Source organism: Plantactinospora sp. WMMB782 (genome assembly GCF_049179135.1).
Taxonomy (GTDB): Bacteria; Actinomycetota; Actinomycetes; order Mycobacteriales; family Micromonosporaceae; genus Plantactinospora.
The window spans coordinates 7,185,723-7,207,914 of sequence record NZ_JBMHMC010000007.1 but is presented as its reverse complement, the minus strand read 5'-3'; the positions used below and the strand labels follow the sequence as shown (position 1 = coordinate 7,207,914).

At 70.4% G+C, this 22,192-nt stretch carries 24 protein-coding genes; 15 read left to right on the top strand and 9 right to left on the bottom strand.

Annotation, left to right across the window (positions count from 1 at the left end; translation table 11 throughout):
- The first annotated feature begins 134 nt into the window (after positions 1 to 134).
- Both ACN28A_RS34205 and ACN28A_RS34200 read left to right on the top strand, forming a co-directional pair.
- Positions 135 to 782: a DsbA family protein gene (locus tag ACN28A_RS34205; RefSeq protein ID WP_421402576.1), complete on the top strand. Its 648-nt coding sequence runs from the start codon at positions 135 to 137 to the stop codon at positions 780 to 782.
- Positions 783 to 826: 44 nt separating this feature from the next.
- Entirely contained in the window at positions 827 to 1,429 is a 603-nt protein-coding gene (locus ACN28A_RS34200; protein ID WP_421404798.1) for a vitamin K epoxide reductase family protein, read from the top strand.
- Here the strand turns inward: ACN28A_RS34200 and ACN28A_RS34195 are convergent.
- Positions 1,408 to 1,707, bottom strand: a complete 300-nt coding sequence (locus tag ACN28A_RS34195) for an iron chelate uptake ABC transporter family permease subunit (protein ID WP_421404796.1) — start codon at positions 1,705 to 1,707, stop codon at positions 1,408 to 1,410. The genes ACN28A_RS34200 and ACN28A_RS34195 overlap by 22 nt on opposite strands.
- Positions 1,708 to 1,834: 127 nt before the next feature.
- On the opposite strand from ACN28A_RS34195, the gene ACN28A_RS34190 reads away from it, so the two are divergent.
- On the top strand, positions 1,835 to 2,590 hold the full coding sequence (locus ACN28A_RS34190; protein ID WP_421402574.1) for a zf-HC2 domain-containing protein: 756 nt from the start codon (positions 1,835 to 1,837) through the stop codon (positions 2,588 to 2,590).
- A gap of 2 nt (positions 2,591 to 2,592) precedes the next feature.
- Here ACN28A_RS34190 and ACN28A_RS34185 read toward each other — a convergent pair whose 3' ends face one another.
- Positions 2,593 to 3,162: a sigma-70 family RNA polymerase sigma factor gene (locus ACN28A_RS34185; protein ID WP_421402572.1), complete on the bottom strand. Its 570-nt coding sequence runs from the start codon at positions 3,160 to 3,162 to the stop codon at positions 2,593 to 2,595.
- A gap of 508 nt (positions 3,163 to 3,670) precedes the next feature.
- Between ACN28A_RS34185 and ACN28A_RS34180 the strand changes: the two genes are divergently transcribed.
- From ACN28A_RS34180 to ACN28A_RS34150, 7 genes are all read left to right on the top strand, one after another.
- Entirely contained in the window at positions 3,671 to 4,798 is a 1,128-nt protein-coding gene (locus tag ACN28A_RS34180) for an MFS transporter (RefSeq protein WP_421402570.1), read from the top strand.
- Positions 4,799 to 5,139: 341 nt separating this feature from the next.
- A complete protein-coding gene (locus tag ACN28A_RS34175; protein ID WP_421402568.1) occupies positions 5,140 to 6,327 on the top strand; it encodes a SagB/ThcOx family dehydrogenase in 1,188 nt (395 codons plus the stop codon).
- On the top strand, positions 6,324 to 7,601 hold the full coding sequence (locus ACN28A_RS34170; RefSeq protein ID WP_421402566.1) for an MFS transporter: 1,278 nt from the start codon (positions 6,324 to 6,326) through the stop codon (positions 7,599 to 7,601). Before ACN28A_RS34175 ends, ACN28A_RS34170 begins: the two co-directional genes overlap by 4 nt.
- A 212-nt stretch (positions 7,602 to 7,813) precedes the next feature.
- Positions 7,814 to 8,728 carry an ABC transporter substrate-binding protein gene (locus ACN28A_RS34165; RefSeq protein WP_421402564.1) on the top strand — a complete coding sequence of 305 codons (915 nt, stop codon included), beginning with the start codon at positions 7,814 to 7,816 and terminating at the stop codon, positions 8,726 to 8,728.
- Positions 8,725 to 9,813, top strand: coding sequence for a FecCD family ABC transporter permease (locus ACN28A_RS34160; RefSeq protein WP_421402562.1), 1,089 nt, complete (start codon positions 8,725 to 8,727; stop codon positions 9,811 to 9,813). The genes ACN28A_RS34165 and ACN28A_RS34160 overlap by 4 nt, the downstream gene beginning before the upstream one ends.
- The gene (locus ACN28A_RS34155) at positions 9,814 to 10,599 is read left to right on the top strand and encodes an ABC transporter ATP-binding protein (protein ID WP_421402561.1); all 786 of its coding nucleotides are present in this window, start codon (positions 9,814 to 9,816) and stop codon (positions 10,597 to 10,599) included. It begins immediately after the preceding gene.
- A gap of 131 nt (positions 10,600 to 10,730) precedes the next feature.
- Positions 10,731 to 11,138 (top strand): hypothetical protein, encoded by a 408-nt coding sequence (locus ACN28A_RS34150; protein WP_421402559.1) that lies wholly within the window; start codon positions 10,731 to 10,733, stop codon positions 11,136 to 11,138.
- Positions 11,139 to 11,271: 133 nt separating this feature from the next.
- On the opposite strand, the gene ACN28A_RS34145 is transcribed toward ACN28A_RS34150, so the two are convergent.
- Both ACN28A_RS34145 and ACN28A_RS34140 read right to left on the bottom strand, forming a co-directional pair.
- Positions 11,272 to 11,856, bottom strand: a complete 585-nt coding sequence (locus ACN28A_RS34145; protein ID WP_421402557.1) for a copper resistance CopC family protein — start codon at positions 11,854 to 11,856, stop codon at positions 11,272 to 11,274.
- A 310-nt stretch (positions 11,857 to 12,166) separates the two neighbouring features.
- Positions 12,167 to 12,928 carry a class I SAM-dependent methyltransferase gene (locus ACN28A_RS34140; protein WP_421402555.1) on the bottom strand — a complete coding sequence of 254 codons (762 nt, stop codon included), beginning with the start codon at positions 12,926 to 12,928 and terminating at the stop codon, positions 12,167 to 12,169.
- A 456-nt stretch (positions 12,929 to 13,384) separates the two neighbouring features.
- Between ACN28A_RS34140 and ACN28A_RS34135 the strand changes: the two genes are divergently transcribed.
- Genes ACN28A_RS34135 through ACN28A_RS34120 form a run of 4 tightly spaced genes read left to right on the top strand, consistent with a single transcriptional unit; the run spans position 13,385 to position 16,952 of the window.
- Positions 13,385 to 14,470 (top strand): FecCD family ABC transporter permease, encoded by a 1,086-nt coding sequence (locus ACN28A_RS34135; protein ID WP_421402553.1) that lies wholly within the window; start codon positions 13,385 to 13,387, stop codon positions 14,468 to 14,470.
- Positions 14,471 to 14,494: 24 nt separating this feature from the next.
- Positions 14,495 to 15,478 carry an ABC transporter substrate-binding protein gene (locus ACN28A_RS34130; protein WP_421402551.1) on the top strand — a complete coding sequence of 328 codons (984 nt, stop codon included), beginning with the start codon at positions 14,495 to 14,497 and terminating at the stop codon, positions 15,476 to 15,478.
- Positions 15,475 to 16,260, top strand: a complete 786-nt coding sequence (locus tag ACN28A_RS34125) for an ABC transporter ATP-binding protein (RefSeq protein WP_421402550.1) — start codon at positions 15,475 to 15,477, stop codon at positions 16,258 to 16,260. Before ACN28A_RS34130 ends, ACN28A_RS34125 begins: the two co-directional genes overlap by 4 nt.
- Positions 16,257 to 16,952, top strand: coding sequence for a class I SAM-dependent methyltransferase (locus ACN28A_RS34120; RefSeq protein ID WP_421402548.1), 696 nt, complete (start codon positions 16,257 to 16,259; stop codon positions 16,950 to 16,952). The genes ACN28A_RS34125 and ACN28A_RS34120 overlap by 4 nt, the downstream gene beginning before the upstream one ends.
- 192 nt (positions 16,953 to 17,144) lie before the next feature.
- On the opposite strand, the gene ACN28A_RS34115 is transcribed toward ACN28A_RS34120, so the two are convergent.
- From ACN28A_RS34115 to ACN28A_RS34100, 4 genes are all read right to left on the bottom strand, one after another.
- On the bottom strand, positions 17,145 to 17,696 hold the full coding sequence (locus ACN28A_RS34115) for a hypothetical protein (RefSeq protein WP_421402546.1): 552 nt from the start codon (positions 17,694 to 17,696) through the stop codon (positions 17,145 to 17,147).
- Positions 17,697 to 17,757: 61 nt separating this feature from the next.
- A complete protein-coding gene (locus ACN28A_RS34110) occupies positions 17,758 to 18,996 on the bottom strand; it encodes a hypothetical protein (RefSeq protein ID WP_421402544.1) in 1,239 nt (412 codons plus the stop codon).
- 216 nt (positions 18,997 to 19,212) lie between these two features.
- Positions 19,213 to 19,452, bottom strand: coding sequence for a superoxide dismutase (locus ACN28A_RS34105; protein ID WP_421402542.1), 240 nt, complete (start codon positions 19,450 to 19,452; stop codon positions 19,213 to 19,215).
- Between the two features lie 38 nt (positions 19,453 to 19,490).
- Positions 19,491 to 20,105 (bottom strand): superoxide dismutase, encoded by a 615-nt coding sequence (locus tag ACN28A_RS34100; RefSeq protein WP_421402540.1) that lies wholly within the window; start codon positions 20,103 to 20,105, stop codon positions 19,491 to 19,493.
- A gap of 84 nt (positions 20,106 to 20,189) precedes the next feature.
- Between ACN28A_RS34100 and ACN28A_RS34095 the strand changes: the two genes are divergently transcribed.
- Positions 20,190 to 20,642 carry a Fur family transcriptional regulator gene (locus ACN28A_RS34095; RefSeq protein WP_421402538.1) on the top strand — a complete coding sequence of 151 codons (453 nt, stop codon included), beginning with the start codon at positions 20,190 to 20,192 and terminating at the stop codon, positions 20,640 to 20,642.
- 503 nt (positions 20,643 to 21,145) lie between these two features.
- Here ACN28A_RS34095 and tsaD read toward each other — a convergent pair.
- A complete protein-coding gene (gene tsaD, locus ACN28A_RS34090; protein ID WP_421402536.1) occupies positions 21,146 to 22,192 on the bottom strand; it encodes a tRNA (adenosine(37)-N6)-threonylcarbamoyltransferase complex transferase subunit TsaD in 1,047 nt (348 codons plus the stop codon).

Sequence of the window (22,192 nt, the reverse complement as noted above, 5' to 3'; positions counted from 1 at the left end):
GATTTGGAGTGCCCAAGAACACCGGCGGGCGATCCGCGGTCCGGGCCCCTGGCCCAGGTCGCCCGAATGGCGGAAAGGGCGGCAGCCGCAACAAGAGCAGTGCGAAGGCGGCCAGGGCGATGAGCCGGCGGGGGATGAGCGGTAACACGAAGATTACTTTGGGTTTCTTCGCGGTCATCCTCGTCGGCCTGACCGTGCTCCTCGTGGTGGTCCGCAACACCGAGGACGGTGCGGGCCAGGCCGCCGCCGAACGGCTGGTGCGTGCCGACAGCCACCGGCTCACCTCGGCACCGGACGACCGGGTCACCGTGGTGGAGTTCCTCGACTACGAATGCCCGTCCTGCGGCGCCGCCTATCCCGGGGTCGAGCAGCTCCGGGCCGAGTACGCGGACCGGATCACCTACGTGATCCGCAACTTCCCGCTCGAGTCGCACGCCAACGCCGAGAACGCCGCCCGGGCCGCCGAAGCCGCCGCCCGGCAGGACAAGTTCGAGGAGATGTACCGCAGGCTGTTCGAGACTCAGCAGTCCTGGGGCGGGAAGCAGGAGAGTCAGCAGCCGGTTTTCGAGGAGCACGCCCGCGCCATCGGGCTGGACCTGGCCCGGTACCAGGCCGATCTGACCGATCCCGCGATCACCGAACGGATCCGGGTCGATCGCGAGGACGGCATCGCGGTCGGCGTACAGGGCACGCCGATGTTCTTCGTCAACGGTGAGCGCTTCGAGGGGCAGCCGACGTACGCCGGACTGAAGGCGGCCGTCGACGCGGCCCTGGCCAGGTGAGCGTTCCGACGGCGGTTCCGGTGGACGCCGGGCCACCTGGCGAGGTGACCGAGGCGGTGCCGTTCGCCGTCCGGATCATCGGGTGGGTACTCGCCGTCTGCGGCGTGCTCGGCGGCGTCGCCGCGTTCACCCTCGCCGTGGAGAAGTTCCACGTCCTGGCCGACCAGACCTACCGGCCGAGTTGCAGCATCAACCCGGTGCTCTCCTGCGGCTCGGTGATGTCCACGCCGCAGGCCGAGGTGTTCGGGTTCCCGAATCCGCTGATCGGCGTGGCCGGGTTCGCCGTGGTCACCACGCTCGGAGTGGTCGTCCTCGCGGGTGCGGTGCTGCCCCGGTGGTGCTGGCTGGGGCTCCAGGCGGGAACGGTCTTCGGCGTGGTCTTCGTGCACTGGCTCTTCTTCCAGAGCCTCTACCGGATCGGTGCGCTGTGTCCGTACTGCATGGTCGTCTGGGTGGCCATGATCGTGCTGTTCTGGTACGTCACGCTCCACAACCTGCACCACGCGCACCTGCCGCTGCCGTCCCGGCTACGCAGGCCGGTTTCGGCGGTGGTCGATTACCACACGGTGGCGGTCATGCTCTGGTTATTCCTGCTGGCGGGCCTGATCGGACAGCGGTTCTGGGACTATTGGCGCACGCTGTGGTGAAGGAAGGGGCCCGATCGGGCGCAGGCCGGTCGGCGGATCCCGCCGGACACGGCGACGACTGTACCGGTCAGCAGGGTGGTGACGATCAGCAGTTGCCAGCGCAGCCGGCTGGCGTTGACGCCGAGGGCGGCGCCGGCCTCCTCGCCGAGTACGAGCGCGTGCAGCCGTCGCGCCCGCACCAGCAGCAGGGCGCGAAGACATGTCGATGCGTGGCCAACCGGCGACCCTGGTTCCGCCCGGGTCGGATCAGTCGCATTCGGCGTCGAAGCGCTGCTCAGGGACCACCGACTGTCGCATGCTGGTCGCCGCTGCGGTCGGTCAAGCCTGACTCGTACCGGGACGGCCGTCCGTACCCGGAAGGGGATTGCCGGGAACCGGGCGGCGTTGGCGGCCGACTACCGGTGCATGGGGTGTGAGCAGTTCCGAGAGCTTCTTTCGGCGTGCCTCGACGGCGAGGACAGCCTGGCCGAGCGCGCCGCCACCGACATCCACCTGGCCGAATGCTCTGCCTGCCGCCGCTGGTACGAGGCCGCCGCCAGGATCACCCGCCTGGCCCGCACCGGCCCGGCACCGACGAACGTCCGGGTCGACGACATGGTCCTCGACGCGGCACCCGGTCCGGCCGGAGCCCGTCTGGCGACCGTGCTCCGGTTCCTGCTCGGCACCCTCGGTATCGCCCAGTTCCTCCTCGGCGCTGCCCAGATCGGCGGCTCCACCGTCGCCCACCAGCTGCACTCCGCCAGCGCCGGCGACGGGGGCCACCTGTGGCACGAGTCCGCCGCGTGGAATGTCGCGATCGGCGCCGGCTTCGCCTGGATCGCCCTGCGGCGCACCCGCCCGGCCGGCATCGTGCCCATGCTCACCGTCTTCGTCGGCGTACTGAGCCTGCTCACCACCAACGATCTGATAGCCGGTCGGGTCGACCTCGCCCGGGTTCTCAGCCACGGCATCGTTGCCGCCGGCTACGTGGTCATCCTGGTCATGTCACGGCTCGGCGGCGGCTCCGAGACGCCGCCCGCCGATCGGCAGGACTCCCGGCGGCGGTGGCGGGCCACCTTCGACCCAGAGCCGCCACCGGTGCCAGACCTGCGGCTGATCTCGGGACAGGGCCGACCGTCCGGAACCGCACACGCCTGTGTCGGCGAACGCCGGGCCGCCTGACGTCAGATGGCTCGGAGCCTGCGGGGCGGTTCGGCCATCGCGGTGAGCAGGTCCTCCCGGGCCCGGGCGACCCGGGACCGGATCGTGCCTACCGGGCAGTCACACACCCGTGCCGCCTCCTCGTACGAGAGTCCGAGCACCTGGGTGGCCACGAACGCCTCCCGTCGGTCCGTGGACAGGCCATCGAGTAGGTGGCGTAGCACCACGCTTCCCTCGAACCGGGCAGCTTCGTCGGTCCGGCCGGTACCGGCGGCCTTGTTCCAGTCGCTGCCCCCGACCAGCCTGGGGCGGCTCGCGGCGGCGCGGACCTGGTCGGCCGCGACCCGGCGGGCGATGGTGAACAGCCAGGTGGCGGCCGAGGAGCGGCCGGCGAACGTAGGCAGGCTGCGTAGTGCCCGCAGGTAGGTCTCCTGGGTCAGGTCGTCCGCCTCGGCGGCGCCGGACAGATGGGCGAGGAACCGCCATACGTCTCGCTGGGTCGCGGCCACGAACGCTGCGGCCGCCCTCCGGTCGCCCCGGCCCGCGGCCAGCGCCAACTCGGTGACGGCCGCGTTGCTGCTGATGCCGGTCATCGCGCCACGATTCCTCAATCCACGCATGCTCAGGGGCGCCGGGACAGCCGATGGACCAACATCGTCCTCGTTCCTCACCCTCGCCGTCCAAGGCCAGGGTTAAGAAGACTTCATAGAATCGTAACAAGTCAATAGCCGACCGGCTGATGAGATATGCGAACACGGCGTCGTTCGGTCACCGGCAGGACCGGCCGGCTCAGGAGGTTGGTGGGCGGGCCCGGAACGTCAGGACTCGTGACTCGGGCTCCGTCCCGGCAAGCGGGTAGTGTCCGCCTGATGGCCGTCACCACGAGCACGCAGCTGGGTCGTGCCGCCCGTGGGCTCGGGCCGGGAGGTAGCTGGTGAGCTGGTGCGACGAGCGGCACTCCGGCCCCGGCGAGGCGGCCTCGAGCGCGGCGCGCGTACGGGTCGGCTGATGGCGGCTCCGGCCTCTCCCCGGGCGGGGCCAGCCTCGCGCCGTTGGCCGGGCTCGTTGTGGCGCCACCCCTTCACGGGCGCCCAATTCGCGTTGCTGGCGGGCGGTCTGCTGCTCAACGTCAGCTCCTTCTCCGTCTACCCGTACCTCGCCGTTCTGCTACGAGACCGGATGGGCGTCGGGATGGCCCAGGTCGGCGTCGTGCTCGGCGTCGCCACCCTGGTGCAGTTCGCCAGCGCACCGCTCAGCGCGGTGCTGGCCGAACGGATCGGGTTGCAGCGCGCACTGCGTGGCGCCATGGTCCTCTACAGCCTCGGCGGCGGTGCGTTCCTTCTCGGGGCGGGGACCCCGATGTTCACCATCGCGGGCCTGTTCCTCATCTCCAGCGGTGGGTCGCTGTATTCACCGGCGTACCGCAGCTACCTCATACACGGAGCCGACCCGGAGCAGCGTCCCCGGCTGGTCTCGGCCGGCAATGCCGCAAGCAACCTCGGCGTTGCTCTCGGGCCGGTGCTGGGTGCTCTGCTCATTCGGCATCCGGGCAGCCTGTTCGCGGTCGTCACCGTGGTTTACGTCATTCTCGGCGTCTGGCACTTCCTGCTGCCCAGGGAGCGGGTGGTGGAGGACGTTCCGCCGGTCGAGCCGTACAACCGGATGTTGCACGGCATCGCGGTGCTGCCATTCGTCGTCACGGCCCTGTCGATCTACCTCTACATGCAGTTCTACCAGTACCTCTCCAGCTACGCGGAGGGACGGGTGCCCGCGCTGTTCTACGGTGCGGCGATGATGGGGTACTCGCTCGGTCTGGTCCTCGTGCAACCTCTCGTGGCGCAGCGGGTCGAGCGAATGAGTTATCCAGCGGCGATGATGCTCGGTTTTGGCTGCCTGGCGACGGGGATGGTCGCGTTCGCGGGCGGAGACATGTTCACCATCGGAGCCGGGGTCGCGGCGATCAGCGTCGGCAACGCGGTACTCCTCCTCAAGAACGACCTGATGGCGCTGGCCGGCTCGAAACGGTCCGCGACCGTCGTCTTCGGACAGCAGCGCCTCGCCGTCGGGGTCGGTTCCTTCCTCAGCGGCGTCGTCGGCGGGACCGTGTACGAATCGTTCGAGCAGGCCGGTCGGCTGCCAGGGTTCTGGTTGGCCGTCGCCGCCCAGTGCATCCTGCTCCCGCCGCTGGTGCTGGCGGTGGCTCGGCGGCGGAGTCGGCCCGGCTCCTGACCCACCGAGCCCCTTGCGAGCCCTTCCCCTTGATCAATCGCGCTGGCTTGCGACAGGTGGCATTGATGTTCCAAAATCACCCGGAACTACCGCCTGTCCCGGGGCGACTACTGGATTAACTGCTGTCCAGATCCGGGAGCCGAGGTGCTTCCGGGGGAGGAGGACCGACCATGGTCAAGAAGCGAATCAAGATCGTGGTGCGTCGGAAGAAGACCCGTAGCCGGCTCTTGAACAACCACGGCTGACAGGTCGCCAGCAGGCAAGAAGGTCGCCGCCGGAGTTGCTCTTCCGGCGGCGACCCTTCGACTTCGGAACGCGGCTCCTTCAGCAGGGAGAATGGCATGACGCAAGCGGAGTTCCGACGCGCCCAGACCCTCATGATCTATTGGCACGACGGGGAGTTGACGGCCGAGAACTACCTGGAGAGCCGTTCGACAGATTCCGAGGCCGACAACGCGGTGGCCGTCGACGGGCAGGCGGTGGAACTGCTCGAGCATTTCACCGACTGGTCGACGGTGGACAAGGTGGCGGCCGGACTCGGAGAGTTCGACGCTGGTTCGGTTCGTGACGCGGTCGAGGCGTTGGTCGACGCCGGCCTGCTGCTCGACCGGACCGCCGCCGAACGCGAGGAGCGGTTCCTGTGGGCGTGGCGGGACTGGGGGGAGGAGGCCCGGTTCTTCCACTTCGGCACCCGCAACACCATCTACACCGGCGACAGCCTCGAACAGCGCCGCTCCGACGCCCGCTGGGTTCGGGAGACCGGCGGAACCCCTCCGGCGATCTTCAAGTCGTATCCCTCCGCGCTGCGGGTGTACCTGCCGAGGGCGTTCCTGCCGCTGGCCGATCCGTTCGGTGACGTGCTCACCCGTCGACGTACGCACCGGGTGTTCACCGGGGCGGCGACGAGTCTGGCGCAGTTGTCGACGGTGCTGTTCTACACCTTCGCGCCGATGCAGCTCTACGACGCCGGTGACCTGGGCACGTTGATGTTGCGGACCAGCCCGTGCGGCGGTGCCCGGCACGAACTGGAGGGCTACGTCGCCGTCCTCGACGTGCAGGACGTCCCGCCAGGGCTTTACCACTACAACGCCGAGGCACACGCGCTGGAGCTGATCGACGCCGACTTCGACCGGGCCCGGCTGCACCGGCTGACCTACGAGTCGGAGATGTGCACGCCGTCGGCGTTCGTCTGCTTCGTCACCGTCGTGTTCGAGCGGACGATGTACAAGTACCGGCACTCGCGGGCGTTGCGGGTGACGCTGCTGTCGGCGGGGCATCTGGGGCAGACGTTCGTGCTCACCTCGACGGCGGTGGGCTTGGGCGCCTGGCAGAGCGCGGCGTTCCGGGACGAGGAACTCGACACCGCCCTCGGCGTCGACGGCTTCGCCGAGGGATCCCTCTACATGTTCGGTGCCGGCGACCCGGTGCTGGCGGAGAGCGGTATGCCGGCGGGGATCACCCGGGCCCGGCTGACCGATCCGGCTCGCCTCGTCGCACCACATCCGGCAAACGAGCGCGCCGGCAGGTGAGCGGCTCGTTGTCGGCGTACCGGCGGTTGTGGCGGCACCGGTGGGTGCCGTCACTGCTGCTGGTCGGCGTCTGCGCCCGGGTGCCGCTGCAGGCGTACGTCTTCGCGGTGCTGCTGCTGGCGGTGGACCGGACCGGCTCTTACCCGGCGGCGGGGGTGGTGACCGCCGCGACCGGAATCGGTTACGCCGTCGGGGTGCCGGTGCACGGCCGGCTCGTCGACCGGTACGGCCAGACCTGGCCACTGCTGCTCGCCGCCGGAGCCAACGCCGTCGCGTTCACCGGCCTGCTCGTTACCGCCCAACTGCGGCCGACGACCTTCGCGCTGACGATCTGGTCGGCGGCGGTGGGCCTGTCGCTGCCCCCGGTGGCCGCCGCGGCCCGGGCGCTGTGGTCGCAGGTGATCACCGACGACGACATCCGCCGCACCGCGCTGGCGGTGGACGCCATGGTCCTCGACGTCGCCCTCGTGGCCGGTCCACTGCTGGTCAGCGCCGTCAGCATGCTGGCCGGGCCGGGCTGGGCGCTGGCCGGCTGCGCGGTCGTGCTGCTCGGCGGCACCCTCTGGTTCAGCATGCTGCCGCCGTCGCGGTCCTGGGTCCCGACCCGCCGCCGGGGCAGCCTGGCCGGTCCGCTGCGTTCCCCGGGCATCGTCGTGCTGCTGGCCGTCGGCGTCCTGGCCGGTGCGCTGCTGGGGATGCTGCGGCTCGGCTTCGTGGAGTTCGCCGACCGGGAATCCACCCCGGCCGCGGGTGGCCTGGCGCTGGCCGCCTTCGGCGCGGGGAGCCTGCTCGGCGGACTGCTCTACGGCGCTCGGGCGTGGCGGGCGGACGCGGCCGTGCGAATCCGGCTGATCCTCACCGGGTACGCCACCGGGGTCGCGTTACTGGCGCTGGCGCCGAGCGTGCCCGCGCTGGTGGTGTTGTCGGTGTCGGCCGGGCTTTTCCTGGCCCCACTGGTGATCTGCAACTTCGAACTCGTCGGCCGCTGCGCACCGCAGGGGACCCTGACCGAGGCGTTCGCGTGGGGGATCACCGCCACCTTCACCGGCTCGGCGCTCGGCAACCTCGTCGCCGGTCTGCTCTCCGACGCCGACGTGCCAGCGGCGGTGGTGTTCGCCGTCGCCGCCGGATTCGCCGCCCTTGCCGCCGCTGTCGCCAGCGCCGGTACACGCGCGCTCGGCCGAGGCCGGGCGGAGCAGAGCGTCGAGGCCACGCCGACAGCGCGACCACCGCTGGCGTCACCCACCCCCACCACCGAGAAAGGTGCCCGATGAGATTTCCCCCCGCGTCACCCACCCGCCGTGGCTCCGCACGCGGAACCGTCGGCCATTCGCGTGACCTCGCCGCAGCTGTTCGCGCTGTCGTCGCGGCTACGGCTGTCCTGCTGCTGGTTGCGGGCTGCGCGGACCGGCCGGAGCGCGCGGGGCAGTCCGAGGCGCCGGCAGGCTTCACCCCGGTCACCGTCACCGACTGCAACGGAGTCGAGGTGGCCGTCAAGGCGCCGCCGCGCCGGGCGGTGGTGCTCACCCCGAGTGTCCTCGAACTGTTGCTCTGGCTCGATCTCGGTGACCGCGTCGCGGCGCTCGGGCAGGCGCCCCGGCCGGGAAGCCTGCCGGCCCGATTCGCCGCCCAGGTCGCGAAACTTCCGTCGCTGTCCGGGAAGTACACCGCCGGCAGCGGCTACAAGCCGGTGCCCCGCGAGGAACTCCTGGCCGCCGAGCCCGACCTCGTCCTGGGCGGGTTCAGCAGCAACTTCGAGGCCGCCGGTGCGATGTCGCAGCAGGAGCTGGCCGGCGACGGCATCCCGTCCTACCTGGCGCTGTCGACGGCGTGCAAGTCGGCCGTCACCAGCCCGCAGACCGGGTTCGACCTGGTGTGGCGGGACCTCGACAACCTCGGCCGGATGTTCGGCGTACCGGACCGGGCCGCCCGGGTCGCGACCGAAATGCGGCAGAAGATCGGCACGGTGACCGAGAAGGTCGGAAAGCTCGGCGACGCCGACCGGCCCACCGTCTTCCCGTTCGAGTACGACGAGGGCACCGCCACCCCGTACGCGCCGGGAAACCGGCAGGCGGTCAACGCGGTCATCGAAACCGCCGGCGGCCGTAACGTCTTCGGTGACCGTAACGAGGCATACACCAAGGTCGGCTGGGAAGAGGTCGTCGCCCGTAACCCGCAGGTCATCCTGATCGTCATCTACGACCAGGGCGACCCTGCCGCGAACGCGTCTCGGTTCGCCGAGGCCGAGAAATTCGTGCGTACCAGCGCGGCACTGCGCGGCGTCGCGGCCGTGACCCAGCAACGCTTTGCCCGACTCGTCTACGAGCAGGCATCCGTCGGCGGGGTCCGCAACGCCGACGCGGTCGTCGACCTCGCCGGACAACTGCACCCTGCCAGGTGACAGCCACCCGGCACGGCACCAACGTCTCGGCGCCGGCACGCCCAGGCCGGCGCCGAGGAAGCACCTGGTTCATCTACCCTGCCCTGACCGGGCTGCTCGTCGCCGGACTGGCCGGCTCGGTCCTGCTCGGCACGGTCGACATCCCGGCCGGCACGGTGGCCCGGATCATCGTCTGGCACCTGACCGGCCACGGCGATCCCACCGGGTGGAGCGCCAGCCAGGACACCGTGGTCTGGAACCTGCGGCTGCCCCGGGCACTGCTCGCTGCACTGGTCGGCGCCGGCCTCGCCGTCTCCGGCGCCGCCACCCAGGCCCTCGTCCGCAACCCCCTCGCCGACCCGTACGTCCTGGGACTGACCTACGGCGGCGCGGTCGGTGCCGTCGCGGTCATCGTCACCGGCGTCGCCCCGCTCGGCGGTGCCACCCCCGGTGTCGCGGCCTTCGTCGGCGCGCTCGGCGCGTTCGCCGTCGTCTACACCATGGCCCGTGCCGGCGGCACCCTGGCCCCTCTGCGGCTCGTGCTCGCCGGCATGGCGGTCACCTACGCCCTGTCCGGGGTCACCAGCTTCCTCGTGCTGCAGGCCGACGACCCCGGCACCACCCACTCCGTGCTGTTCTGGCTCTTCGGCAGCCTCGCCGAAGCCGACTGGGCCGCCCTCGGCCTGCCCGCAGCCGTCCTCGCCGTGGCCGTGATCGCCCTGCTCGCCCAGGCCAGACCACTCAACGCCCTGCTCCTCGGCGACGAAACCGCGGCCAGCCTCGGCATCCCCGCCGCCCGGATCCGCCGGCACCTGTTCCTGATCATCGCGCTGCTCACCGGCGTGATGGTCGCCCTCGCCGGCGGCATCGGCTTCATCGGCCTGATCATCCCGCACGCCACCCGACTCCTCGTCGGCAGCGACCACCGCCGACTCCTACCCCTGGCCGCGCTCGCCGGCGCCGCGTTCCTCGTCGCGGTCGACATCGCCGCGCGCACCGCCCTGCACCCCCAGGAGCTACCCGTCGGTGTGGTCACCAGCATCATCGGCGCCCCACTGTTCCTCTGGCTCGTACACACCCGCGCCCGCGACACCACAGGACTGTAAATGGCGACCCTGACCCTGCACGACGTCCACATCACCCTCACCGGCATCCCGATTGTCAGCGGTGTCGACCTCACCGCTCGAACCGGACAGCGGGTCGGAATCATCGGCCCGAACGGCAGTGGCAAGTCCACCCTGCTGCGCGCCATCTACGGGCACCTGCCGCTGCGGCAGGGGAGCATCCTGGTCGACGGCGAAGACCTGTCGCGGCTTCCGCCACGCCGCGCCGCCCAACTCGTCGCCGCGCTACCGCAGGAAACTCACTCCGACTTCGACGTCACCGTCTACGAGATGGCGGCGATGGGACGCACTCCGCACAAACGCCCGTTCGCGCCGGACACCGCCGGCGACATCGGCATCGTCACCGACGCCCTCACCCACACCGGGGTCCTGCACCTGGCCGACCGCCGCTTCGCCACCCTCTCCGGCGGAGAGAAACAACGGGTACTGCTCGCTCGTGCGCTCAGCCAACAGGCACCCGTCCTGGTCCTCGACGAACCCACCAACCACCTCGACGTCCGTCACCAGTTCGAACTGCTCGACCTGGTCGCCGCCACCGACACCACCGTCCTCGCCGCCCTGCACGACCTCAACCTCGCCGCCACCTACTGCGACCACGTCTACGTCCTCGCCGCCGGCCATCTCGTGGCGCACGGCCACCCGCACACGATCCTCACCCCACAACTGATCAGCGACGTCTTCGGTGTGCACGCCCACGTCACCACCACACCAGACACCGGCGCACCCCACCTCATCCTGCGCCCCGGCACCCCCAGCAGGACCGGATAGCCAGCTCGAACACGGCTTCGGTGAGCACCACCCGGCGGCGCCGGCGGAAGAGGTCCGGAACTCGCGACGATCGATGATCGACTACTCCGAGAGACACGATCACCGTGCCGCCTTCGGGGAAGGAAGATCGTATGGACGCCTGCTACGCAAGCCGCCGACGCCACCTCATCACCGGCACGCTGGCGATCGCCGCCGCAACGCTGGTCGTATCCCTCGCTGGCTGTGGCGGCGGTACCCGGTCAGACGCCGCCCGGCAGGCGCCGCCCGTCGCCGGGGCGCCGGTCGAGATCGCCGTCATCGTCAACGGTGGCCGGGTCACCCCTGCGACCGACCGGGTCGACGTCGCCAGGGGCAGCACGGTGCGGATCACTGTCGCGACAGACATCGCCGACGAGGTCCATGTGCACGGCTACGACGTGCGCAAGGAACTGCCGGCACGCGGTGCGGCGACCCTTGAGTTCGTGGCCGACCAGGCGGGGCTGTTCGAGGTCGAAACTCACAGGTCAGGTGTGGTGATCTGCCAGCTGGTCGTCCGATGATCGGCCGGTGGGACGCGTGGTTCCGTCCTGACCCCGCCGAGCCGGCGCACCTGACCTGAGCGGTGGTTCGCGACGGCCGGCCCGCGCGCGGAGATAGTCGAATCGCCCCGTCTGTCCCGGGCGGGTCCTCACGTCAGGTAGTGGGCGACGACCTGCGGCGGCGCAGTAGCAGACCTCCGAGCAGGGCGAGTACGAGCAGCCCGACCACGCCCACCAGCCACCAAAGGGCCGAGGGCGTTCCGCTGTCGCTGGTGGCGGCAGCCGGTGCGGGCGACTGGGCCGAAGGCGTCGCAGCAGCCGCCGTTGGTGTCGGGTCGGTCGTCGGCGTCGGTTCGGCGGTGGCCGCGAACCTGTTGGTGAAGGTGAAGGTGCCCTTGATCGTGTGACCGTCGGCGGACACGGTGCGCCAGGTGACCGTGATGGTGCCGACGGGCAGTGCCTTCACCTTCTGCGTGATGGTCTTGTCCAGGACCTGCGCGTCGGCGTCGCTGTAGGAGACCTTGTCCGGGCCGGTCACCGCCACACTGGTGCCGGGCCTCTTGATTAGTCCGCTGAAGGTGAGCGTCACGGCCGTCACCGCCTTGCTGACGGTGCTCTTGGCCGCGGGTGAGGTTCGGCTCAGCTCGGTGTGCGCGTGGGCCGGACCGGCCGGCGAGACGACGACGAGCGCCCCGACGAGAAGGGCGGCGGCGGAGGCGAGCAGGCGGTTCCGGGTCACCGTGCCACGGTAGCGTCCCACCGCCGTCGAGACGAGAACGCACCCGGTCGGTTGGATAGCTGGCGAGTAGGCCCAATGGCGCCCAGGTCTCGTGGCGAGCCGTGGAGAACGCCGCGAGCGACTCCTGTGATGGTTCCGACTCGTACCGCAGCGCATGGTGCCCTTGGTTCCACTGCTGGACATCGTGACCTGGTGGCCCTGCGTCCGCTTCCGAACGGCAAGCTGACGCACGGGCAGGCTTCCGCAGCTGCCGGATGACTGTCGGGACTGGTCGTCACGCGCGAGGTGTCGACCCGGGCGGTCGCTGACCTCAGCGGACGCCGGCCACGGCGGCATCGGCGCCACCGCGCCAGATGAGTCCGGCTTCCGTGTAGCCGGCGTCACGCAGGGCACGCAGGTGCCAGGAGGCCGGAGGGGTCCACTCGGCGGCGTGCCCGTCGGGGTAGATCCGCTCACGGCGTTCGACCAGCGGCGCCAGGGTGGGATCGGCGGCGACGTGGTCCCACCACGCTCGCCAGGACAGCACCGCGCCGGCGGTGTACCGGGCCTGGCGACGGGCCTCGGCGTCGGCGGAGAGCTGTTTTGTCAGCGTTGGCAGCCCGTCGTCGGGCATGTGGTCGGCGTTGACGAACACCCCGCCCGGGCGCAACAACTCGCGGACCTCGCCGTACAGCAGGGTGAGCCGGTTCGGGGGTAGCCAGTGCAGGGCGGTGGCGGTGAGCACGGCGTCGAAGTGATCGCGCGAAAGCGTGGCAGCCCACTCGGGCTCGTTGAGGTCTGCGGTGATGATGGCCGCGCGGTCAACCAGCGACGCAGCGGCGATGGCGAGCAGGACGGGATCCTGGTCGACGAGAGTGACCTCGGCGTCGGGGAACCGGGCCAGGGCGCGCAGGGTGATGGTCCCGGTGCCGCCAGCGAGGTCGAGTAGCCGTGGCGGGCGCCGATCGGTGTCAGCGGCCACGGCGTCGAGCATCGCGGCGATGCGCTGTTCCCGGTCCGGAAGGTACGCCTCTTGTTGACGGTCCCAGCTCTCCTGCCAGGCTGACGGCGCGGTGACCACGTAAGGATCCATATGCGTAACGGTAGTTACCTAGCCGGTTGGCGTCCAGACCTCGTCGGCGCGCCGCGTTCGTCGAGACGACGCGTCCGCCGATAGCCGTCACGGCGCGGAGTTCGCGGTTGGTGCGCTGCGGTGCCCGATGTTCGCGCAGGTTGTCACGTTGCGCCAGGACAACGTCACAGGGCAGAGGTTGGACGCCAACGCCGTCGCGGACCGGATTGCTGCGGCTCGTGACGCCGGGACTGATCCTGGTCGGGTGCTGAACGCCGCCACGGCGTCGTGCGACCGCCCTGACAGTTACGCACAGCTCCACGAAGAGCAGGGAGTATGTAGCGCTCCCTGCCGTAAGTAGTCGTCCGGGCATGGTGTGAATGAACACCGAATCGGATGCCTTCCACCTCCTTTGATCTTGCTGCTAACTTTTGCCATATTCTGGCAAGAACCACGAGAGTGCATCTGGGAGACGCGATGGCCACCGCCCTGGACAAGGGCCAGCAGGACCTGCTCGGCGTCGTGGCTCAGCGACGCCGGACCGGGCTCTGGCTGATCGCGCTGATGGTCGGGCTCGTCCTGACCGGGGTGGTCGCGGTGGGCTCCGGCGCGATCGGCATCGCCCCGGTGACCGTGGCCCGGATCATCGGCCACCAGCTCGTGGGCGTGCCCGGCGAGGTGACCTGGACCCTGCCGCAGGAGGCGATCGTGTGGCAGGTTCGCCTGCCGAGGGTGCTGCTCGGCATGCTCGTCGGTGCCGGGCTGGCGGTGTGCGGCGTGGCGTTGCAGGCCATGGTGCGCAACGTGCTGGCCGACCCGTACCTGTTGGGTATCAACTCCGGGGCCTCCAGCGGTGCCGCTGCCGCGATCCTGTTCGGGGCCGGTGCCGGCTTCGGGGAGTACGCGCTGCCCGCCAGCGCCTTCGTCGGCGCGCTGGCGGCGTCGCTGCTGGTCTTCCTGATCGCCCGCAGCGGCGGTCGGGTGACCTCGATCCGGCTGCTGCTGTCCGGGGTCGCGGTCGGCTACGCCCTGTACGCCACCACCAGCTTCCTGATCTTCGCGTCCGGGTCGGCCGAGGGCGCCCGGTCGGTGATGTTCTGGCTTCTCGGGTCGCTCGGGCTGGCGCGGTGGGACGCCCTGCTCTTGGTGGCCGCGGTCGTGCTGGGTGGCACGATCCTCTACCTGACCGTCGCCGGACGGCGGCTCGACGTACTGGCCATCGGTGACGAGACCGCGCAGACTCTAGGTGTCTCGCCGGACAGGTTCCGGATGCGGTTGCTCGTGGCGGTCTCGCTCAGCGTCGGCGTGCTGGTCTCCGCCGCCGGCAGTATCGGATTCATCGGACTCGTCGTCCCGCACCTGGCCCGACGCCTCGTCGGGGCCCCGCACGTGCGGGTGGTACCTGTCGCCGCGCTGCTCGGCGCCATCCTGCTGGTCTGGGCCGATGTGCTTGCCCGGGTTCTGTTGGCCCCGCAGGAGATCCCGATCGGGATCATCACCTCCCTGCTCGGTGCGCCGTTCCTGGTCATCCTGATTCGTCGTCTGCACGCCACCGGCGCCTGAACGCCCGATCCGTCGAGGAGAATGATGAAGACGATCCGCCTGGCGGTCACCGCCGCCGTCTCCGCCACCGTACTGCTCGTCGCCGCCTGCGGTGGCGGTGCCGAGTCGACGGCGGCGGGCGACGGGTACCCGCTCACCGTCACCAACTGCGGTGCGCAGGTCACCTTCGACGCCGCGCCGCAGCGGGTGGTCCTGCTCAAGAGCGCGGCCGTGCCGTACCTGCACTCGCTCGGCGTCATGGACCGGGTCACCGCGCGGGCCGGTCAGTACCCGAAGGAGTACTACGACGCCGCGACCATCGCCGAGCTGGACCGGATCCCACTGCTGACCGACAAGACCGACACCAGCGGCCACCTGCAGATCTCCAAGGAGGTGGTGATCAGCCAACAGCCGGACCTGGTGCTCGGTGAGGTCGACAACCTGTCCCGCGACACCCTCTCCGCGGTGAACATCCCCCTGTTGGAGGAGCCCGCGATGTGTCCTGACAGTAAGGCGGTGCCGACCTTCGACGACATCTACGCCCAGATGCAGAGCTACGGCAAGGTGTTCGACCGCGACGCGGAAGCCACCGCCGCGGTGACCGCTCTGCAGGAGCGGATGGCCAAAGTCCAGGCAGAGGTAGGTGCATCGTCGGGGCGGACCGCAGCGGTGCTGTATCCGACGGTCGGCGGCGGTGTCACGTACGCCTATGGCACGGCCAGCATGGCCCACCCTCAGCTGGAGGCGGCGGGCCTGCGTAACGTCTTCGGCGACGTCAAGGAACGGGTCTTCGAGGTCACCATCGAGGAGTTGCTCGGCCGCAATCCCGACGTGCTGATCCTGCTGTACGGCGACGGCGACCCCAAGGCCGTCGAGCAGGGCCTGACCGGCCTTCCCGGTGCGCAGAACCTCAACGCCGTCCGCAACGGCAACGTCATGACGCAGCTGTTCAACTTCACCGAACCGCCCACCCCGCTGTCGATCGACGGTCTGGAGCGGATCGCGCAGCGTTTCAAGGCGAACCCATGATCGAGGCGACCGGGGTCACCTGGCACTACGGAGCCAACCCGGTCATCGACGGGGTCAGCGTGACCGCGAACCCGGGCCGTGTCCTCGGGCTGATCGGCCCGAACGGCAGCGGCAAGACGACCCTGCTGCGGCTGCTCTACGGCGCCCTGCGCGGCAGTACCGGACAGGTCGTGGTCGACGGTGACGATTTGACCGCTCTGCCGTCGCGGGAAGCCGCACGCCGGCTCGCGGTCGTCGTCCAGGAAAGCGGTGGCGAAACAGCGCTGACCGTGGCGGAGCTGGTGCTGCTGGGCCGGGGCCCGCACCTGTCGACGTTCCAGCGCACGGGTACGGCCGACCGCGAGATCGCGGCCCGCTGCCTGAGCCGGGTCGGTGCCGCCCACCTCGGGCCGCGGGCGTTCGTCCAACTTTCCGGCGGCGAGCGTCAACGGGTGCTGATCGCCCGCGCCCTCGCGCAGCAGGCCACCCACCTACTGCTCGACGAGCCGACCAACCACCTCGACATCCGCTACCAGCACGAGATCCTGCACCTGATCCGCACCCTGGACACCTGCTGCATCGTCGTGCTGCACGACCTCAACCTCGCCGCCCGGTACTGCGACGACCTGGTGCTGCTCGGCAACGGTGGGGTCGTCGCCGCCGGCACCACCGACGAGGTGCTGGACGCGGCGGTCCTCGAACCCGTCTACGGCATCGGGATCCGGCGCCTGGACCTCGAGGGCGCCATCCACCTACTGTTCCAGCCCGCCGACCGGAGCACAGGCGAAAGAAGCGCCGCATGAGTGCGCAGGACCGTATCAACGCCTACTGGACCGGCCGCGCGCCGAGCTACGCCGAGTACCAGCAGCGCCCCGACCGTTTCGCCGCAGACCAGCAGGCCTGGTCGGCGATCTGGGAGCGGGCCCTGCCACCGGCCCCGCTCGACGTGCTCGACGTCGGCACCGGCACCGGGCAGGCCGCCATCGTCCTGGCCGGTGTCGGTCACCGGGTCACGGGGATCGACCTCGCGGACGGCATGCTGGAGCGGGCCCGCGAGCACGCCGCCGCCATCGCGAACGGGCCGGTCATCCGGCACGGCGACGCCGTTGACCCGGACTTCCCGGCCGCCAGCTTCGACGCGGTGACCAGCCGGTACCTGATGTGGACCCTCCGAGAACCGGAGGTCGCCGTGGCGAACTGGGTTCGCCTGCTGCGCCCGGGCGGCACGGTCGCGGCGGTCGACAGCACCTGGTTCCCCCACGGCCTCGACAACGCCTCGGAGGACTTCGCCAGCCATTACGACGCACAGGTCCAAGCCCTGCTGCCCCTGGCCGCCGCCAAGTCCATCGACCAGACCGTCGCGGTCCTGGAAGAGGCGGGCCTGCGGGAGGTCACCGTCACACCACTGACATCGATCTACGAACTGGACCGGCGCTTCGGGGTGGCTCCGAACCACGAGCACCAGATGCAGTTCCTCATCACCGGCCAGCGGTAACGCGGCGACACCAGCCCCGTCCGCGAATGTACTTACCCGACGATGGACGTAGCCACTCTGCCGGCCACTGTGGCCACAAGGTAACCCCCGCTGCACAAGCTTGGCGGGCGTTTCCACATTGCGGGTGCACGGAGATCAAGTGATCGCCACAACGATCCGACCCTGTGTCGGCGGCAGCCGCCACAGCGTGGCTCAGTGGCTTGCCGGCGGAGGTTGCCGCGACGACGGCGGAGACAGCAGCCCGGCGACGGCGGGACTGAACCGGCTGATGTGCCGCCACAGGTCCGGCAACTCGTCGGCCCGGGCGGCCACCAGCGGGTCCGTGTGACGGAGGAACGCCAGGTGCCGACAGGCGTGCACGGCCACGTCGACCAGACGGACGATCGCGGGTGTGGGCGCCAGAGGGTCTTCCTGGGACACGACCGGAAGCGGCTCGACGGGGGTGGACTGATCGGCCTTCGGGTGTGGGTCCGGTAGCGCCACGTACGTGAGGACGATTCCGGTGTTCTGAAAGCGCCACGACGTCGAGTGCAGAAGCACATCCGGACCTCGGCGGGACAGGCCGGCGAGGTCGCGGGCCACACCATCCGGGTGTTCGCCCTCGGTCAGCGCCCCGGTGCGTACCCGGAACCGCAGCTCGCCCGAGACGGCGCTGAGCAGGATGGTCTCGACCTCGACCGGCACCGCCGACGCGGTCGGAGTCGTGGTGGCCAGGCCGGGGTGGGTGGTGGTGCGGGTTGTCACGATGCGCAGCATATGCAACTGCTACAAGGAGGCAGCAAGGTTTCCTGATGTCCGGTGTCGGTCACCCGGCCGGGCTGGTCCCGAGGCCCCAACGCGGACCGGTGGGCGTGTCACGCAGGTCGACCCCTGCGGTGGCGAGCGACTCTCGGATGCCGTCCGCGGCGGCGTAGTCGTTGCGCTGTCGCAACCGCTCGCGGAGCGCGACGAGTGGCTCCACCAGTGGGCGGATCCGCTCGCCGGGATCCTGCAGGCCGGTGCTGGCCGCCTGGCCGAGCCGGACGACGAGGGTACGCAGCACGGTGCGGGCCTGCGCGGTGCCTTCGTCCTCCTCGGTGTCGGCCGCCCAGGTGTGGACTGCCGTCTCCAGGTCCAGGACGGCGCTGACCATCGCCTCGGCGTCGCCGTGTCGAACACCGTCGTCGAATCTTGCCGTGCAGGCGGCGGTCGTCTCGGTCAACGTGGGGGTCGCCGGGCCGGACGGCGGTCGTGGCGTGTCATCGGCCGTTCGGTGTCGGGGGATCCGGGACCGGCCGGCGGCCAGGTCCCGCAGCTCGGCCAGGGTCAGGGTCGCGCCGGCGGGGAAGACAGCGCTGTGACCGGCGCGGCGTACCGTCAGGCCGCCCCGGCCTGTCACCTCCAGGCTTCCGGCGTGCAGGTCGAGCAGCACGGCGGTGTGTTCGTCGACGCCGAGTACGGCGGCGTTGTCGGGTAGCTGCTGTTCGAGGGCGCGCAGGCGGGGCTCGCCGAGGTAGGCGTATCGGGTGTCGTGGGTGCCGCCCTCGGTGTTGTCGTAGTGCGGGATGACCGCCACCGGCAGGTCGAGGTGGCCGAACAGGTCGAGCCCGTCGAGCCAGTGCGGCGCCGCGCCGACCTTGTAGATCTCGTACACCGGCACCGTGAACCGACCCATCGTGGCCGCGGCGGCGGAGGCGAACACCAGCACACCGTGCGGCCGAACGAACCGCTCACGTAGTACGTGCGCGGCCCGGTTGGCCCGCCAGCACGTCAATGCGTACGTCGGGCTCCCGGGCCCGGAGAAGATCCAGTCGGCGGAGGTCAACGCCGCCAGCGCCCGGTCGGTATCCCCGTCACCAGTCGCTCCCAGACCGGCGGGCACGGTGACCCGCAGGCCGACACTGGTCAGGAAGTAGGCCCGGGCCTTGGCGGAGATCTCGGCCGCGTTCTGCTGGAAGCCGTACGGCGTGTCCAGCAGCACGGCTCCGGGGGCGGGACGGCCGATCAGGTCGACGAGTCTGCGGTGCACGCTCACCATCGTCGGACTGGTCTCGCCGGACCCCATGATCGCAACCACACCGGACGCTGCCCCGGACCGCACAGGCCACCTCCCGGCAGGAGCCGAACGACGCCTCGACGCGCCGTAACCCTAGCCCGCCGGGCGCACCCCCGTCACGACCAACAAGCCCCCGGACCCGTTACCACCCACCGGCAGACCGCAGTGGCGGGCCAGAGGGGAACCCCCTCCGGCCCGCCACCACCGTGCCCCACCCGCCGGCCGCTACCGGCCCCCCGACGGCGGCTGGTCCGCAGCGGTCGCCAGGTGCAACGACAATTCCCGGACCAGGTCGTCCATCGACTGCCCCGACTGCGCCTGCAACAACCCCAACGCGAGGTCGGCTAGAAGAAAGAAACCGAGGGTCTTCGCCGCTTCGGTGGGGAAGGCGGCGAGGAGGGCTTCGGCGCCGTCGAGGTCGCCGCGTCGGCGTGCGGCGACGACTCCGGCGGCGCGTTGCACCATCTCAGCGGCGTGGACCGGATCGGGGTGGCCCACCGTGGTCAGATCTTGGGTTGGCTGGCTCGGGCGGCGTCGAACCGGGCGGTGACGTCGGTCCAGTTGACGAGGTTCCAGAGTCGGTCGACGTAGTCGGGGCGGACGTTGCGGTATTGCAGGTAGTAGGCGTGTTCCCAGGCGTCGAAGACGAGGATCGGGGTGGAGCCCTGGCCGACGTTGCCGTGGTGGTCGTAGACCTGTTCGACGATCAGCCGGCGGCTGAGCGGTTCCCAGGCGAGGACGCCCCAGCCGGAGCCCTGGACGCTCTTGGTGGCGGTGGAGAGTTGTCCGGAGAACTTGTCGAAGGAGCCGAAGTGTTCGTCGATGGCGGCGGCGAGGTCGCCGTCGGGGCGGTCGCCGCCGTCGGGGGAGAGGTTGTTCCAGAAGATCGTGTGGAGTACGTGGCCGGAGAGGTTGAACGCGAAGGTCTTCTCCAGGCCGACGAGGGTGCCGTAGTCGCCCTTGTCGCGGGCTTCGGCGAGTTGGTCGAGGGCGTCGTTGCTGCCCTTGACGTAGGCGGCGTGGTGCTTGCTGTGGTGCAGTTCCAGGATCTCGCCGGACATGGCGGGTTCGAGTGCGCCGTAGTCGTAGGGCATGTCGGGGAGCGTGTAGACGGCCATCCAGAGCTTCCTTCCCAGTTCTGCCAGAAGAGTGCTTCTGCCACACTATGGCAACAGCAGCGATCGGGGGACGGCTTGGCCGGCGTGACGGAGAACGCACACGATCGCGTGGCGGCGGCCCTCGCCGCGCTACGCGACAGCGGCGGCCGGCGGACCCTGGCCCGACAGGCGGTCCTGCAAGCGCTGGCCAACGCCACCCACCTCAGCGCCGCGCAAGTGCACGACCGGCTCGCCACGGCCGGTATGCGCATCGACCTGTCCACGGTGCATCGCATCCTGAACGCCCTGGTCACGGCCGGGGCCGTTCATGTTGTCCCGGTCCGCGGACGGCTCACCTACGGCCTCGCCGACCATCCCCACCACCACGCCGTCTGCGGCGCCTGCGGAGACCTCCGGCAGCTCCCGCCAGACCTCGTCGACGCCCTGATCAAAGTGATGAACTTCAAGGATTTCACCGTCGACCGGGACGGCCGCGACGGCGGAGTGGTCGTCTACGGCCGGTGCGACGCCTGCCGGCAGCCAAGCGAACCTGCTTGACCGGAACCCCTGCTGACCGCCGCGACGCGACAGAGCAGTCACCCCGATCGGTGCAACGCAGCGAGCATCCCGTCCCGCAGCGACGGGCTGAGGTCGGCCGAACCGGGGAGTCGCGCTTGCGCGTGAGACGGGCGCGTTCGTAGCCGCATCCTGCGCGGATGTAGTAGACCCCGACGGAAGGATCATCACGGGCCGTCGGGGTCCTCAACCACTTTCACCCAAACCGGACTTCCACCACCGGTTAGGACGCGGACGGGGCCACGGCCAAGCGACAACGTCCACCGCAAGTATGAGGTTGTTGCCAAATATGTGCAACAGAGCCTCGGGTCTCCGGGCCAACCGTCGATTGCCGTTCAGCGCCCGGCAATGTCGTCACCTGAGGTCCTCGACCGTGCGGCAAGGCGAAGACAAGATCCGCCGCCGAGAGCTATCCGCGGCCGGGCCGGGATTTCAGTACCCACCTTCGGCGCGCGCCTGCCGACGACCGTCTCCGGCGGCTGCTGTCATCGCCGAGGTAGGCCCGGACCGGACAGCAACGCTCCCCGCAGCGGTGCGGACGGGTCCGCGGCGATGTCGAGCGGGCTGGAGGCGGCGTCGGCGTGGACGAGCAGGTCGCCGACTGCCGCGATCATGGCGCCGTTGTCGGTGCAGAGCGCCGGGCGGGGAACGCGCAGGGTGATGCCGGACGCGGTGCACCGCTTCGCGGTGAGTGCCCGGACCCGGCTGTTGGCCGCGACCCCGCCGACCAGCAGCAGGGTGTCGATGCCGTGCGCACGGCAGGCGGCGACGGCCTTGCGGGACAGGGTGTCGGCGACAGCTTCCTGGAACGAGGCCGCCACGTCGGCGACCGGCACGGGCCCGGGTTGGCGTTCGACCCAGCGGGCCACCGCGGTCTTGAGCCCGGAGAACGAGAACCCATAGGGCGGGTCGGTCGGTCTGGTCAGCGGGCGGGGGAAGGTGATGGCTTTCGGGTTTCCGTCGCGGGCGACCCGGTCGATCGCCGGTCCGCCCGGGTAGGGCAGGCCGAGGAGGCGGGCGACCTTGTCGAACGCTTCGCCGGCGGCGTCGTCGGCGGTGTCGCCGAGGTGGATGATCGGGTCGCGGGCGAGGTCGCCGAGGAGCAGGAGTGAGGTGTGCCCGCCGGAGACGATCAGGGCGACGCAGCGCGGCGGCAGCGGCCCGTGGTCGAGGACGTCGACGGCGGCGTGCCCGGCAAGATGGTGCACGCCGTAGAGCGGCACCCCGAGGGCGAGGGCGTACGCCTTGCCGGCGGCGAGCCCGATCTGTACAGCGGTGGCCAGACCCGGGCCGGCGGTCGCGGCGACGGCGGTGACCTCGGACAGGGCGACGCCGGCCCGGTCGAGGGCGTGCCGGACCATCGGTTGCAGGGCGTGCAGGTGGGCGCGGGCGGCGATCTCGGGTACGACGCCGCCGAACCGGGCGTGCTCGTCCATGCTGCTGGCGAGGGCGTCGCCGAGCAGGACGCCGTCGCGGACCAGGCCGACGCCGGTCTCGTCGCAGGAGGTTTCGATGCCGAGGACGAGCGACAT